Origin of the sequence: Agrococcus jenensis (genome assembly GCF_003752465.1) — a bacterium.
Classification (GTDB): Bacteria; Actinomycetota; Actinomycetes; order Actinomycetales; family Microbacteriaceae; genus Agrococcus; species Agrococcus jenensis.
The window spans coordinates 2,531,989-2,545,308 of sequence record NZ_RKHJ01000001.1 but is presented as its reverse complement, the minus strand read 5'-3'; the positions used below and the strand labels follow the sequence as shown (position 1 = coordinate 2,545,308).

The following is a 13,320-nucleotide window of genomic DNA, read 5'->3' as shown; positions in this document are numbered from 1 at the left end:
TCGGCGCCGAGTCTCCGGGCGTACGGTCACCCGCACGATGCGCGGGCAGCCCAGCCCGCCGAGAGGAGGCACGGATGCACGAGGGACACGAGCACGGAGCCCACGGTGCCGGCGGGCCGCACGTCGGCACGTTCGGCGCGCACGTGGCCGAGCTGGAGGCGTGCGCGGCCGCCTGCCGCGACTGCGCGCGCGCCGACCGCGAGGAGGGCATGGACGACTGCGCCGTCATGTGCGAGGCGTGCGCCGACCTCTGCGAGGCGGCAGCACGCATCCTCGCCCGGGCGACGCTGCCGCAGGAGGCGAGCGCGGCGCTGCTCGCCGCGTGCGCCGCGATGTGCCGCGCGTGCGCGGCCGAGTGCCGGCGGCACGACAGCGAGCACTGCCGGCGCTGCGCCGAGGCCTGCGAGGAGTGCGCCCGGATGTGCGAGGCGGCCTGACCGACGCGGCGGCATGGCGCTGGGAGCGACGACGAAGGCCCCGGCAGCTGCCGGGGCCTTCGCGGTGGTGGGCGATACCAGACTCGAACTGATGACCTCTTCGGTGTGAACGAAGCGCGCTACCAACTGCGCCAATCGCCCGTGCCCGCCAGGCGGGACGCATCGATTCTGCCACAGACTGCGCGCGCTCGATGACCACGCGCGCCCCGATCCGGGCGCCAGGGGGTCGATTTGGAATCACCCCGCGAAGCGGGTTATAGTCATCAGGTGCTCAGCGATGAGCCCCGCGGATGTGGCGCAGTGGTAGCGCATCACCTTGCCAAGGTGAGGGTCGCGAGTTCGAATCTCGTCATCCGCTCGACAGGAATGTCACGACAGCAACGTCATGACAGATGTCACGTGTGAATCTCACACCACCTGGTGGGGTGGCCGAGTGGTGAGGCAGCGGCCTGCAAAGCCGTCTACGCGGGTTCGAATCCCGTCTCCACCTCGAGCATCACCGAAGGGCGATTGGCGCAGCGGTAGCGCGCTTCCCTGACACGGAAGAGGTCACTGGTTCGAACCCAGTATCGCCCACCACGAAGCCCCCGGCACAGCCGGGGGCTTTCTTCGTGCGCGGAGCGCCGGCTAGCGCGTGCGCATCCACGCGCCCTCGACGAGCGCGAACTCGACCCAGCCGCCGCCCGGCGTCCTGCCCGGCAGACGCACGGAGCTGAGCGCCTTGCTGGCGCGCACCATCGCGGTGTGCACCTCGCGGCGGCCTGCCCAGCGGCGCAGGACGAGCGGATCGGTGCCGCAGGCCGTCAGCTCCGTCAGCACTGCAGCGATGTCGGCGGGGGAGTAGACGGGGTGCTGCGTGGGATGGTCCATCTTCTGAGGGTACGCCCGCCAGGGCGCTTCGAGCGGTTCGACCTTCCGCGGCCCGCACGTGCGTGCGCGCAACTCCTGAGCGGCACCTCGGCCTTACCTGACGGGAATCACGGCGCCGTGGCGACATGATGACCGAAACCGACGCCGGGACCGAGGAGCGTACATGCAGTCGACGAAGCCTGATCGGGCCGGATGGTGGCAGCGGGTCGACCCGCTCGGCGTGGTGGCCGTCACGCGCGAGCGCGCGTCGCTGCTCGTGCTGCTGATGCTGCTGGGCGCAGACCTCTACTACGCCGTCAGGCACATCCGCACGGCTGCGGAGACGGACGAGGAGTCGCTGCACTTCCTCGATGCGCCGCTCGGCTACCCCGAGGCGTTCCAGACGCTGCAGTGGCTGTGGTCCATCGGCCTCATCGTGCTCATCGCGGTATTCCTGCGCCGCTGGGCGTTCGCCGCGCTGCTGCCGCTCTTCGCGTTCCTCGTGCTCACCGACACGTTCGAGCTGCATGAGCGCTTCGGTCGGCGCCTCGCAGAATCGGTCGGCATCCCCCCGATGCTCGGGCTGCGGTCGCAGGACATCGGCGAGATGGTGGTGTTCGGCGGCGCTGGACTCGTGACGATCCCGATCGCGCTCGTCGGCCTCTGGCTCGCGCGCCGCGAGGACCGCGGGCACTTCCTGCGCGTCTTCTCGCTGCTGTTCGTCATCCTCTTCTGCGGCGTCGTGCTCGACGCCGTGCACATCCTCGTGATCGAGGACCCGGGCCCCGGCGACGCGTTCGGCCTGTTCGAGGACGGCGGCGAGATGCTGGCCGCTTCGCTGCTCGTGGCGTACCTGTCCTGGGTCTGGCTGCGGGGCGGTCGAGCGGCGCAGCCGCCGTCAGCGGCGCCGTCGTCGGTCGTGGCCTCGACGCCCGAGCCGCAGCCGGCAGCTGCGGTGCCCGCGCGCGCCGACGATTCCCTGGTCCCGCCCGGGAGGCGGGAGTAGCCTCCCGGCGTGACCACGATCCCGTCCGCGACCGTCGCGCTCGGCGGCAGGTTCGCCACCGAGCTGCCGGAGCTCGCCGTGCCTTGGCGCGGCGCCGAGGCCGCCGAACCGCGGCTGCTCGTGCTCAACGAGCCGCTCGCCGCCGAGCTCGGCCTCGACCCGGCTGCGCTGCGCAGCGAGGCCGGCCTGCGGCTGCTCACGGGCAGCGCGGTGCCCGACGGCGCGACGCCGGTCGCGCAGGCGTACGCGGGCCACCAGTTCGGTGCGTACTCGCCGCGCCTCGGCGATGGCCGAGCGCTGCTGCTCGGCGAGCTCGAGGGCGACGACGGCGCGCTGCGCGACCTGCACCTCAAGGGCTCCGGGCGCACGCCCTTCGCGCGCGGGGGCGACGGCCTCGCCGCGGTCGGGCCGATGCTGCGCGAGCACGTGATCAGCGAGGCGATGCACGCGCTCGGCATCCCGACCACGCGCTCGCTCGCGGTCGTGGCGACCGGGCGCTTCGTGCGCCGCGACGAGTGGCTGCCGGGTGCCGTGCTCGCGCGGGTCGCGAGCAGCCACCTGCGCGTCGGCACGTTCCAGTACGCCCGCGCGACGGGCGACCTCGACCTGCTGCGGCGGCTCGCCGGCCACGCCATCGCCCGCCATGCTCCCGACGCCGCTGGCACCGAGCATCCGCACCTCGCGCTGCTGCGCGCCGTGATCGCCGCGCAGGCGTCGCTCGTCGCGCGATGGATGCTCGTGGGCTTCGTGCACGGCGTCATGAACACCGACAACATGACGATCTCGGGCGAGACGATCGACTACGGCCCGTGCGCCTTCATGGAGGGCTACGACCCCGAGACCGTCTTCAGCTCGATCGACGAGCGCGGCCGCTACGCCTACGGCAACCAGCCGGCGATCGCCGAGTGGAACCTCACCCGGCTCGCCGAGGCGATGCTGCCGCTGCTCGACGAGCAGGAGGAGCGGGCGGTCGCGATGGCGGTCGAGGCGCTCGACGGGTTCGCGCCGCTCTACCGCGCTGCGTGGTCGAGCGGCATGCGGGCGAAGCTCGGGCTCCCGGCGGACGTCGACGACGACGCGGCGTCGCTCGTCGTCGACGAGCTGCTCGCGCTCATGGAGTCGGGCCGGGTCGACCTCACGTCGTGCTTCCGGGCGCTCGGAGCGCTCGCCCGCGGCGGCGAGCCGACCGCGCCCTTCGCCGCCGAGATCGTGCCGCTCCGCGACCTCTTCGTGCACCGGGAGGCGTTCGACGCGTGGGCGCAGCGCTGGCTCGCGCTCGGCCCGGACGCCGCCGCGATGGACCGCACGAACCCCGTCTACGTGCCGCGCAACCACCTCGTCGAGGAGGCCCTCGCCGCCGCGACCGATGGCGACCTCGCCCCGCTCGAGCAGTTGCTCGACGCGGTGCAGCGGCCCTTCGACGAGCGCCCCGGCCTCGAGCGGTACGCCGCGCCGAGCCCGGAGCGGAGCTTCCGCGCCTACCGCACCTACTGCGGCACGTGAGGCACGTCGCCGCGCCTACGATGGAGCAGTGACCACAGGATTCGACCTCTTCACCGACCGTGCCGTCGTCGCCATGCGCGTCGACGGTGAGCTGCAGGATCTCGCGCGCGAGCTGACCGAGACGCAGACGGTCGAGTCGGGGTCGGTCGAGCCGGTCACGATCGACAGCCCCGACGGTCTCGACATCCTGCGCCACTCCGCGGCCCACGTGCTCGCCCAGGCGGTGCAGCGGGTGAACCCCGACGCGCGGCTCGGCATCGGCCCACCCGTGCAGGACGGCTTCTACTACGACTTCGACGTCGCCGAGCCCTTCTCGAGCGACGACCTGAAGGCGCTGCAGAAGGAGATGGAGCGGATCGTCAAGGCCGGGCAGCGCTTCGTGCGCCGCGTCGTCACCGACGACGAGGCGCGCACCGAGCTCGCCGACGAGCCCTACAAGCTCGAGCTCATCGGGCTCAAGGGCGGCGCGGGCAAGGCCGCAGAGGGCGCTTCCGTCGAGGTCGGCGCGGGCGAGCTGACGATCTACGACAACGTCGACCCGAAGACCGGCGAGGTGGCCTGGAAGGACCTGTGCCGGGGACCGCACCTGCCCTCGACGCGGCTGATCGGCAACGGCTTCTCGCTCATGCGGGTCGCCGGCGCCTACTGGCGCGGCAAGACCGATCTGCCGCAGCTCCAGCGCATCTACGGCACCGCGTGGCCGTCGAAGGACGAGCTGCGCGCCTACCAGCAGCGCCTCGAGGAGGCCGCGAAGCGCGACCACCGCAAGCTCGGGCGCGAGCTCGACCTCTTCTCGTTCCCCGACGAGGTCGGCTCCGGCCTCTCGGTGTGGCACCCGCGCGGCGCGATCGCGCGCGGCGAGATGGAGCAGCACGCCCGCACGCGGCACATCGAGCAGGGCTACAGCTACGTCTACACGCCCCACATCACGAAGCAGGACCTCTTCGCCACCTCCGGCCACCTCGCCACCTACGCCGAGGGCATCTGGCCGCCCATCCACATGGACGAGGAGCGCGACGAGGCGGGCAACGTCACGAAGCAGGGCGTCGACTACTACCTCAAGCCGATGAACTGCCCGATGCACATCCTCATCTACAAGGACCGTGCGCGCAGCTACCGCGACCTGCCGCTGCGGCTCGCCGAGAACGGCACCGTCTACCGCAACGAGCTGTCGGGCGCGCTGCACGGCCTCACCCGCGTGCGCGGCTTCACGCAGGACGACGCGCACCTGTTCGTCACGCCCGAGCAGCTCGAGGAGGAGACCACGAAGGTCCTCGAGTTCGTGCTCTCGCTCCTCAAGGACTTCGGGCTCACCGACTTCCGCCTCGAGCTGTCGATGCGCGACGACGAGAAGTCGAAGTGGATCGGCGACGAGGCGGTCTGGGCGACGGCGACGGATGCGCTCCGCCGCGTCGCGCGCGCGTCCGGCCTCGAGGTCGTCGAGGAGCCCGGCGAGGCCGCGTTCTACGGGCCGAAGATCGACCTCAAGGTGACCGACGCGATCGGCCGCTCCTGGCAGCTCTCGACGGTGCAGCTCGACTTCAACCTGCCCGAGCGCTTCGACCTCGAGTACACCGCCGCCGACGGCTCGAAGCAGCGGCCCATCATGATCCACCGCGCGCTCTTCGGCTCGATCGAGCGGTTCTTCGCGATCCTGCTCGAGCACTACGCCGGCGCGTTCCCGGTCTGGCTCGCGCCCGTGCAGGTCGTCGGCGTGCCGGTCGCCGCCGACTACGCCGACTACCTCGACGACATCGCGGCGCAGCTGCGCTCCAAGGGCGTGCGCGTCGAGATCGACCGCAGCGACGAGCGGATGCAGAAGAAGATCCGCACGCACACGCTCATGAAGGTGCCGTTCCAGCTCATCGCCGGCGGCCAGGACCGCGACGCCGGCAGCGTCTCGTTCCGGTTCCGCGACGGCACGCAGGACAACGGCGTGCCGGTCGACGAGGCCATCCGCCGCATCGTCGAGGCCATCGACACGAAGGCCCACGTGTGACCGAGCACGCGCACGACGAGGCGGCGGAGCGCGCTGCGGTGCAGCGCGACGCACTGCCGCCGTTCGACCCCGCGGAGGCGCAGGAGCCGCCGCTCGTCGGCGAGCACGCGTGGGGCGCCCCCACGCAGATGTCGAGCGAGCTGCCGGGCGTGCCCGACCACTTCCAGCGGCTCTGGACGCCCTACCGGATGGTCTACATCCAGCAGGGGCAGATGCCCGACGAGGAGGCGTGCCCGTTCTGCCGCGCCCCCGAGCTCACCGACGACCAGGGCCTCATCGTGCACCGCGGCGAGACGTGCTTCGTGCTGCTCAACCTGTTCCCCTACAACACCGGGCACATCATGGTCTGCCCCTACCGGCACGTCGGCATGTACGACCAGGCGACCACCGAGGAGGTCGCCGAGATGGCCGTGCTCACGCAGACGGCCATGCGCGTGCTGTCGCAGGTGACGCGCTGCCAGGGCTTCAACATCGGCCTCAACCAGGGCCGCATCGCCGGCGCCGGGATCGCCGACCACCTCCACCAGCACATCGTGCCGCGCTGGAGCCTCGACTCGAACTTCTTCCCGATCATCGCGAAGACGAAGGCGCTGCCCATCCTGCTGGAGGACATGCGCCGGGACATCCAGGCAGCCTGGCCGGCCTGATGCCCCTCACCACCACCGGCCGGCGATCAGAGAGCACACAATGAGCGAGTCCACCACCGGCTCGGCACGCGTCAAGCGCGGCCTGGCCGAGATGCTGAAGGGCGGCGTCATCATGGACGTCGTCACCCCCGACCAGGCGCGCATCGCCGAGGATGCCGGCGCCGTCGCCGTCATGGCGCTCGAGCGCGTGCCGGCCGACATCCGCGCGCAGGGCGGCGTCGCCCGCATGTCGGACCCCGACCTCATCGACGCCATCAAGGCAGAGGTCTCGATCCCCGTCATGGCGAAGGCCCGCATCGGCCACTTCGTCGAGGCGCAGGTGCTTGAGGCCCTCGAGGTCGACTACATCGACGAGTCCGAGGTGCTGAGCCCGGCCGACTACGTCAACCACATCGACAAGTGGCCCTTCACGGTGCCGTTCGTGTGCGGCGCGACGAACCTCGGCGAGGCGCTCCGTCGCATCACCGAGGGCGCGGCCATGATCCGCTCGAAGGGCGAGGCCGGCACGGGCGACGTCTCCGAGGCGACGAAGCACATCCGCACGATCACCGGCGAGATCCGCCGGCTGCGCGGGCTCTCGAAGGACGAGCTCTACGTGGCCGCCAAGGAGCTGCAGGCTCCGTACGAGCTCGTCGCCGAGGTGGCGGAGCGCGGCGCGCTCCCCGTCGTGCTCTTCACGGCCGGCGGCGTCGCGACCCCCGCGGACGCGGCGCTCATGATGCAGCTCGGCGCCGACGGCGTCTTCGTCGGCTCCGGCATCTTCAAGTCGGGCCAGCCCGAGCGCCGCGCGGCCGCGATCGTGAAGGCGACCGCGGCGTTCGACGACCCGAAGGCGATCGCGGCAGCATCGCGCGGCCTCGGCGAGGCGATGGTCGGGATCAACGTCGCCGACCTCCCGGCGCCGCACCGGCTCGCCGAGCGCGGCTGGTAGCGGTGGCACGGCCGGCGCCTCGCGTCGGCGTCCTCGCCCTGCAGGGCGACGTGCGCGAGCACGTCGCCCTGCTCGAGGCGCTCGGCGCCGACGTGTCGCTCGTGCGCACCCCGGCGCAGCTCGAGGCCGTCGACGGCCTCGTGCTGCCCGGCGGCGAGTCGAGCGTCATCGACAAGCTCTCGCGGCTCTTCGAGGTGCGCGAGCCCATCGTCGCGCGGATCGCCGACGGGATGCCCGCCTTCGGCACGTGCGCCGGGCTCATCCTGCTCGCCGACCGCATCCTCGACGGGCTGCCCACGCAGCTGCCGTTCGGCGGCCTCGACGTCGACGTCCGCCGCAACGCGTTCGGCAGCCAGGTCGACTCGTTCGAGGCCGAGCTCGCCGTGCCGGCGCTGGGGGAGGAGCCCGTGCGGGCGACCTTCATCCGCGCGCCCGCGGTGGAGCGCGTGGGCGACGGCGTCGAGGTGCTCGCGCACGTCGACGGCCGCGTCATCGCGGTCGAGCAGGGCAACCTGCTCGGCACCGCCTTCCACCCCGAGGTGAACGGCGAGCTGCGCTTCCATCGACGGTTCCTCGCGACCGTCGAGCGCGTCGGCGGTGCATGATCTGATGCGGCGATGCAGCGCAGAGGGAGCGATGAGATGACCGACGGCACACGCTCGGCGGGCCGCATGGGCCGGATGCCGTGGCAGGTCCTGTGGATCGGCCTCGCCGTCATCTGGGGCTCGTCGTTCCTGCTCATGAAGCTCGGGCTCGAGGCGCTGCACCCGATGCAGATCGCGACGCTCCGCATCGGCATCGCGGCCATCACGCTGCTCGCGCTCGCCGCCGCGACCCGCACCCGGCTGCCGCGCGACGGCGGCACCTGGGGGCTCCTCGCGATCTGCTCGTTCTTCCTCACCGCCCTGCCCTTCACCGCGTTCGTGGTGGCGGAGACCCGCATCTCCTCGGGCCTCACGGGCCTCGCGAACGCGTTCACGCCCGTCGCGACTGTGCTCTTCGCGCTGCTGCTGCTGCCGAGCGACCGACTGACGCCGCGCAAGCTCCTCTCGGTGCTGCTCGGCTTCGTCGGCGTCGTGCTCATCGCGCAGCCGTGGACGTCGGGGCAGGGGCCCGACCTGCTCGGCATCGCGATCGCGGTGCTCGGCGCGGCCTCGTACGGCGTGGGGTGGACGCTCAACCGCCGGCTGCTCGGGCAGCGTGAGGTGCCCGGCCTCGCGCATCCGACCGCGCTCATGGTGACGGGGCTCCCCATGACCCTCGTGGCGCTGCTCGTCTGGGCCGGCGCGGAGGGATGGTCGCCGGTCGCGACGCACGGCGCGGCCGAGGCCCTGCCGCTCGCGCTCGTCGCGGTCGTGCTGCTCGGCGTGATCGGCACCGGCGTCGCCTACGTGCTGCAGTTCGAGGTCGTGCGGGCGGTCGGTCCGACGGTCGCGGCGACCGTCACCTACCTCATCCCGATCGTGGCGGTCTCGCTCGGCGTCGTGGTGCTCGGCGAGGAGGTCGGCCCGTGGCAGCTCGTCGGTGCGGCGATCGTGATCGGCGCGGGCGTGCTCGTGCAGTCGAAGCCGCGAGCCCGCGCGCCGCAGCCTGCTTGAATCGAGCCGTGCAGCTCTACTCCAGCCGTCCAGGGCAGGCCGTCTGGCAGGCCGTCGGCGACCTCGTCGCGATCGGCACGATCATCGCCGCCGTCTGGCTCTCGCAGCAGGTCGGCGCAGCGATCGCCTCGCTCGGCGGCTTCGGCGAGCAGGTCGCGGCGGCCGGCAGCGGCTTCTCGACGACGCTCGCCGACGCGGGGGAGGCGCTCGCGCAGGTGCCGCTCGTCGGCGAGGGCGTCGCGCAGCCCTTCCGCGACGCCGCAGGCTCGGCCACCGAGCTGGAGGCGGCCGGCTCGGCGCTCACGGACGCCGTCGACATGCTCGCCGGCGCGGTCGCGACGGCGCTCTGGCTGCTGCCGCTGCTGCTCGTGGTGCTCGTCTGGATCGTGCCGCGGCTCCGCTTCGCGACCCGCGCGGGCGCCAGCCGCGCGCTCGCGCAGAGCCGCGAGGGACGCGACCTGCTCGCGATGCGCGCGATCGTCGGGCAGCCGATGGCCGCGGTGCTGCGGGCGGTGCCGGACCCGGTCGCCGCGCTCCGCGCCGGCGACGAGGACGCCCTCCGCGCGCTCGCGTCGCTCGAGCTGCGCAGCGCCGGCGTGCGCGACCCTCGCCTCCGTCCGTAGCCTCGGCGCGCACGCGTAGGATGGGATCCTCCCGTCTCGCGATCAGGAAGCAGCATGTCCGGACATTCCAAGTGGGCCACGACGAAGCACAAGAAGGCCGTCATCGACGCCCGTCGCGCCAAGTCGTTCGCGAAGCTCATCAAGAACATCGAGGTCGCCGCGAAGATCGGCGGCGCCGACCTCTCGGGCAACCCGACCCTCGTCGACGCCGTGCAGAAGGCGAAGAAGACCAGCGTCCCGAACGACAACATCGATCGCGCCATCAAGCGCGGCGCCGGGCTCACGGGCGAGTCGATCGACTACACGACGATCATGTACGAGGGCTACGCCGGGAGCGGCGTCGCGCTCATGGTCGAGTGCCTCACCGACAACAAGAACCGCGCCGCCGCCGAGGTCCGCACGGCGATGACCCGCAACGGCGGCACGATGGCCGACCCGGGCTCGGTCGCCTACAACTTCACCCGCAAGGGCGTCGTCTCGGTGACGAAGACCGACGACGTCACCGAGGACGACATCCTGCTCGCCGTGCTCGACGCCGGCGCCGAGGAGGTCACCGACCAGGGCGGCGGCTTCGAGATCCTCTCCGAGCCGAGCGACCTCGTCGCGGTGCGCACGTCGCTGCAGGAGGCGGGCATCGACTACGACGCCGCCGACGTCGAGTTCGTGCCGAACCTCAAGGTCGAGGTCGACGCCGAGACCGCCCGCAAGGTCATGCGCCTCATCGACGCGCTGGAGGACAGCGAGGACGTGCAGAACGTCTACGCGAACTACGACCTCACCCCCGAGGTGCAGGCGCAGCTCGACGAGGACGAGTAGCCCGTGCCGGCGTCGGTGCGCGTGCTCGGCGTCGACCCCGGCCTCACGCGCTGCGGCGTCGGCGTCATCGACGTCGAGCGCCGCACGCCCACGCTCGTGCACGTCGAGGTGGTGCGCTCCGAGCCCGACGAGGCGATCGAGCAGCGCCTCCTGCGGATCGGCCGCGGCGTCGAGGCCGCGATCGACGAGCACCGGCCCGATGCGATCGCGCTCGAGCGCGTCTTCGCCCAGGCCAACCTGCGGAGCGTCATGGGCGTCGCGCAGATCTCGGGCATCGTGCTGCGCGCCGCCGCGGAGCGCGGCATCCCGGTGGCGATGCTCACGCCGAGCGAGGTGAAGGCCGCCGTCACGGGCTACGGCGCGGCCGACAAGCAGCAGGTGGCCGAGATGGTGCGACGGCTGCTGCGGCTCGACGCGGCGCCGAAGCCGGCCGACGCGGCGGATGCGCTGGCGATCGCGATCGCGGAGGGCTGGCGCACGCGCGTGCCCCGCGCGAGCACGTCGACGCCCGCGCAGCAGGCGTGGGCGGCAGCCGAGGCGGCTGCCAGGTCGCGGCGCTGAGCGCGCCGCGCGGCGACGATCAGCGGTGGCGGAGCCCGCGACGCCCGATCTCGATCGACACGACGAACGACAGCGTGAACATCAGCAGGCCCGCGATGAAGATGAACGCCTCGATGCCCGGGAACGCGAACGCATAGCCCATGACGAAGAACGAGGCGACGAGCATCAGGAACAGGACGAGGAACTGGACGTAGCGCATGCGATCTCCGAGTCGGTCGGCGGGCCGGACCAGGCTATCAGCGCGACGCCCGCCCGACGGCGTGCCAGCGGCCCGAGCGCGCCGCCGCCGCCTAGGCTGACGAGGTGATCTCGAGGCTCGACGGAACGGTGCTGTCCGCACGCGGACAGCGGCTCGTCGTCGGTGTCGGCGGCGTCGGCCTCGCGGTGCACGTGACGCCGCAGTGCTCCCTCGCCGCGCGGCCGGGCGCGGGCGTCGCCCTCCACACCCACCTCGTCGTGCGCGAGGACGACCTCGCGCTCTACGGCTTCGAGACCGAGGCGGAGCTCGAGGCGTTCGAGCTGCTCATCGGCGTCACCGGCGTGGGGCCGAAGTCGGCCCTCGGGGTGCTCGCGCACCTCACGCCGGCCGAGCTCGCGAGGGCCATCGACAGCGGCGACGAGCGCGCGTTCAAGGCCGTGAGCGGCATCGGTCCGAAGACGGCGAAGCTGCTCATCCTGCAGCTGAGCGGCAAGCTCGTCGCGCCCGCCGTCGCCCGCGCCGCGGCGCCGGATGCCCGCGCCGACGTGCTGACGGCGCTCACCGGCCTCGGCTGGCCCGAGCGCACGGCGGCCGACGCGATCGAGCGCGCCGCGGTCGCGGCGCCCGACGCCGCCGCCTCGAGCGGCGCGCTGCTGCGCGCTTCCCTCGCCATCCTCGGTCCGGCGGCGCGCCCGTGAACGACCCGCTCATCGATCCCGCGTCGACGCCGGAGGAGCTCGCCTTCGAGGGCGCCCTGCGGCCCACGACGCTCACCGACTTCGTCGGGCAGCCGAAGGTGCGCGGCCAGCTCGAGGTGCTGCTGCAGGCCGCCCGGATGCAGGAGCGCGCGCCCGACCACATCCTGCTCGCCGGCCCGCCGGGGCTCGGCAAGACCACGCTCGCGATGATCATCGGGCACGAGACGGGCAGGCCCATCCGCTTCTCGTCCGGTCCCGCGATCCAGCACGCGGGCGACCTCGCCGCGGTGCTGTCGGCGCTCGTGCCGGGCGAGGTGCTGTTCGTCGACGAGATCCACCGCATGGCGCGCTCCGCCGAGGAGATGCTCTACCTCGCGATGGAGGACTTCCGGATCGACATCATGGTCGGCAAGGGCGCGGGGGCCGCCTCCATCCCGCTCGAGCTCGCACCGTTCACGCTCGTCGGCGCGACGACGCGCTCTGGCATGCTGCCCGCGCCGCTGCGCGACCGCTTCGGCTTCACCGCGCACCTCGAGTTCTACGAGACGGCCGACCTCGAGCGGGTGCTTGCGCGGTCGTCGCGCCTCATGGACCTCGACCTCGAGGCCGCGGCCCTCGCCGAGCTGGCGAGCAGGTCGCGCGGCACGCCCCGCATCGCGAACCGGCTGCTGCGCCGCGTGCGCGACTGGCTGCTCGTGCACGCCGGCTCGAGCGACATCGACGGCGTGCGCGCGGCGCTCGAGCTCTACGACGTCGACGAGGCGGGCCTCGACCGCATCGACCGCGCCGTGCTGCATGCGATCGCGCACCGGTTCGGCGGGGGACCGGTGGGGCTGTCCACGCTCGCCGCCGCCGTGGGCGAGGAGGCCGACACGATCGAGTCGGTCGTCGAGCCGTTCCTCGTGCGCGAGGGCCTCATCGGCCGCACGCCGCGCGGCCGGATCGCGACGGCCTCCGGGATGCGCCACGCGCGCGCGCTCGCGCCGGACGACACGCTCGACGGGGTATGATCAGTCCTTGGTCCCGCGCGCAGCCGCGCAGGACGGACACCCCCCGAGAGGCTCCTTCCGAATGCTGTTCCTGCAGACGACGACCACCGCCCAGCAAGGGTTCGCGCTCGACCCGCTGACGATCATCATGCTCGTCGTGCTCGCGGCGATGATCTTCTTCATGTTCCGCAGCAACAAGAAGCGGAAGGCGCAGGCCGAGGACCTCCAGACGAAGATGGTCCCGGGTGCAGAGGTGATGACGAACTTCGGCGTGTTCGGCGAGCTCGTCGCGATCGACGAGGAGCGCAACGAGGCGCACATCGAGATCGCGCCCGGCACCGTCATCCGCGTGCACCGCCAGACCCTCGCCCGCGTGGTCGACGACCACGCCGAGGTGACCGAGGCCGCCGACGACCGCACGGACGACCTCGGCGACGCGGACGAGCCGCGCGACCGCGCCTGAT

Annotated in this window: 16 protein-coding genes and 4 tRNA genes; 17 read left to right on the top strand and 3 right to left on the bottom strand. The window is 72.4% G+C overall.

What is annotated here, in order from left to right; translation table 11 throughout:
- Positions 1-74 precede the first annotated feature (74 nt).
- The gene (locus tag EDD26_RS12535) at positions 75-437 is read left to right on the top strand and encodes a four-helix bundle copper-binding protein (protein ID WP_123698012.1); all 363 of its coding nucleotides are present in this window, start codon (positions 75-77) and stop codon (positions 435-437) included.
- 65 nt (positions 438-502) lie between these two features.
- Here EDD26_RS12535 and EDD26_RS12530 read toward each other — a convergent pair.
- Positions 503-578, bottom strand: a tRNA-Val gene (locus tag EDD26_RS12530).
- 145 nt (positions 579-723) lie between these two features.
- On the opposite strand from EDD26_RS12530, the gene EDD26_RS12525 reads away from it, so the two are divergent.
- The 3 genes from EDD26_RS12525 (at position 724) to EDD26_RS12515 (ending at position 1,016) form a co-directional block, all read left to right on the top strand.
- Positions 724-795: transfer RNA gene (locus EDD26_RS12525), tRNA-Gly, on the top strand.
- Positions 796-856: 61 nt separating this feature from the next.
- Positions 857-927, top strand: a tRNA-Cys gene (locus EDD26_RS12520).
- Positions 928-941: 14 nt separating this feature from the next.
- Positions 942-1,016 (top strand) — tRNA-Val (locus EDD26_RS12515).
- 48 nt (positions 1,017-1,064) lie between these two features.
- Here EDD26_RS12515 and EDD26_RS12510 read toward each other — a convergent pair.
- Positions 1,065-1,307 (bottom strand): hypothetical protein, encoded by a 243-nt coding sequence (locus tag EDD26_RS12510; RefSeq protein ID WP_123698011.1) that lies wholly within the window; start codon positions 1,305-1,307, stop codon positions 1,065-1,067.
- A 163-nt stretch (positions 1,308-1,470) separates the two neighbouring features.
- Between EDD26_RS12510 and EDD26_RS12505 the strand changes: the two genes are divergently transcribed.
- From EDD26_RS12505 to ruvC, 10 genes are all read left to right on the top strand, one after another.
- Positions 1,471-2,292, top strand: coding sequence for a hypothetical protein (locus EDD26_RS12505; RefSeq protein WP_123698010.1), 822 nt, complete (start codon positions 1,471-1,473; stop codon positions 2,290-2,292).
- Between the two features lie 9 nt (positions 2,293-2,301).
- Positions 2,302-3,795 (top strand): protein adenylyltransferase SelO, encoded by a 1,494-nt coding sequence (locus EDD26_RS12500; RefSeq protein ID WP_123698009.1) that lies wholly within the window; start codon positions 2,302-2,304, stop codon positions 3,793-3,795.
- A gap of 73 nt (positions 3,796-3,868) precedes the next feature.
- Positions 3,869-5,794, top strand: coding sequence for a threonine--tRNA ligase (thrS, locus tag EDD26_RS12495; protein WP_245990111.1), 1,926 nt, complete (start codon positions 3,869-3,871; stop codon positions 5,792-5,794).
- Positions 5,795-5,922: 128 nt separating this feature from the next.
- Positions 5,923-6,441, top strand: a complete 519-nt coding sequence (locus EDD26_RS12490) for an HIT family protein (RefSeq protein ID WP_123698591.1) — start codon at positions 5,923-5,925, stop codon at positions 6,439-6,441.
- 40 nt (positions 6,442-6,481) lie between these two features.
- Positions 6,482-7,372 (top strand): pyridoxal 5'-phosphate synthase lyase subunit PdxS, encoded by an 891-nt coding sequence (gene pdxS, locus EDD26_RS12485; RefSeq protein ID WP_123698007.1) that lies wholly within the window; start codon positions 6,482-6,484, stop codon positions 7,370-7,372.
- Between the two features lie 2 nt (positions 7,373-7,374).
- A complete protein-coding gene (pdxT, locus tag EDD26_RS12480; protein WP_123698006.1) occupies positions 7,375-7,977 on the top strand; it encodes a pyridoxal 5'-phosphate synthase glutaminase subunit PdxT in 603 nt (200 codons plus the stop codon).
- 36 nt (positions 7,978-8,013) lie between these two features.
- Positions 8,014-8,970: a DMT family transporter gene (locus EDD26_RS12475; protein ID WP_245989901.1), complete on the top strand. Its 957-nt coding sequence runs from the start codon at positions 8,014-8,016 to the stop codon at positions 8,968-8,970.
- An 8-nt stretch (positions 8,971-8,978) separates the two neighbouring features.
- The gene (locus tag EDD26_RS12470) at positions 8,979-9,593 is read left to right on the top strand and encodes a hypothetical protein (RefSeq protein WP_123698005.1); all 615 of its coding nucleotides are present in this window, start codon (positions 8,979-8,981) and stop codon (positions 9,591-9,593) included.
- 54 nt (positions 9,594-9,647) lie between these two features.
- Positions 9,648-10,409, top strand: a complete 762-nt coding sequence (locus EDD26_RS12465) for a YebC/PmpR family DNA-binding transcriptional regulator (RefSeq protein WP_123698004.1) — start codon at positions 9,648-9,650, stop codon at positions 10,407-10,409.
- A gap of 3 nt (positions 10,410-10,412) precedes the next feature.
- Positions 10,413-10,970, top strand: coding sequence for a crossover junction endodeoxyribonuclease RuvC (gene ruvC, locus EDD26_RS12460; RefSeq protein ID WP_123698003.1), 558 nt, complete (start codon positions 10,413-10,415; stop codon positions 10,968-10,970).
- Positions 10,971-10,989: 19 nt separating this feature from the next.
- Here ruvC and EDD26_RS12455 read toward each other — a convergent pair whose 3' ends face one another.
- Positions 10,990-11,169, bottom strand: coding sequence for a hypothetical protein (locus EDD26_RS12455; RefSeq protein WP_123698002.1), 180 nt, complete (start codon positions 11,167-11,169; stop codon positions 10,990-10,992).
- 104 nt (positions 11,170-11,273) lie between these two features.
- Between EDD26_RS12455 and ruvA the strand changes: the two genes are divergently transcribed.
- The 3 genes from ruvA (at position 11,274) to yajC (ending at position 13,319) form a co-directional block, all read left to right on the top strand.
- A complete protein-coding gene (ruvA, locus tag EDD26_RS12450) occupies positions 11,274-11,867 on the top strand; it encodes a Holliday junction branch migration protein RuvA (RefSeq protein ID WP_123698001.1) in 594 nt (197 codons plus the stop codon).
- Positions 11,864-12,877: a Holliday junction branch migration DNA helicase RuvB gene (gene ruvB, locus EDD26_RS12445; protein WP_123698000.1), complete on the top strand. Its 1,014-nt coding sequence runs from the start codon at positions 11,864-11,866 to the stop codon at positions 12,875-12,877. The genes ruvA and ruvB overlap by 4 nt, the downstream gene beginning before the upstream one ends.
- 61 nt (positions 12,878-12,938) lie before the next feature.
- Entirely contained in the window at positions 12,939-13,319 is a 381-nt protein-coding gene (gene yajC, locus EDD26_RS12440) for a preprotein translocase subunit YajC (RefSeq protein ID WP_123697999.1), read from the top strand.
- The last annotated feature ends 1 nt before the right edge of the window (position 13,320 follow it).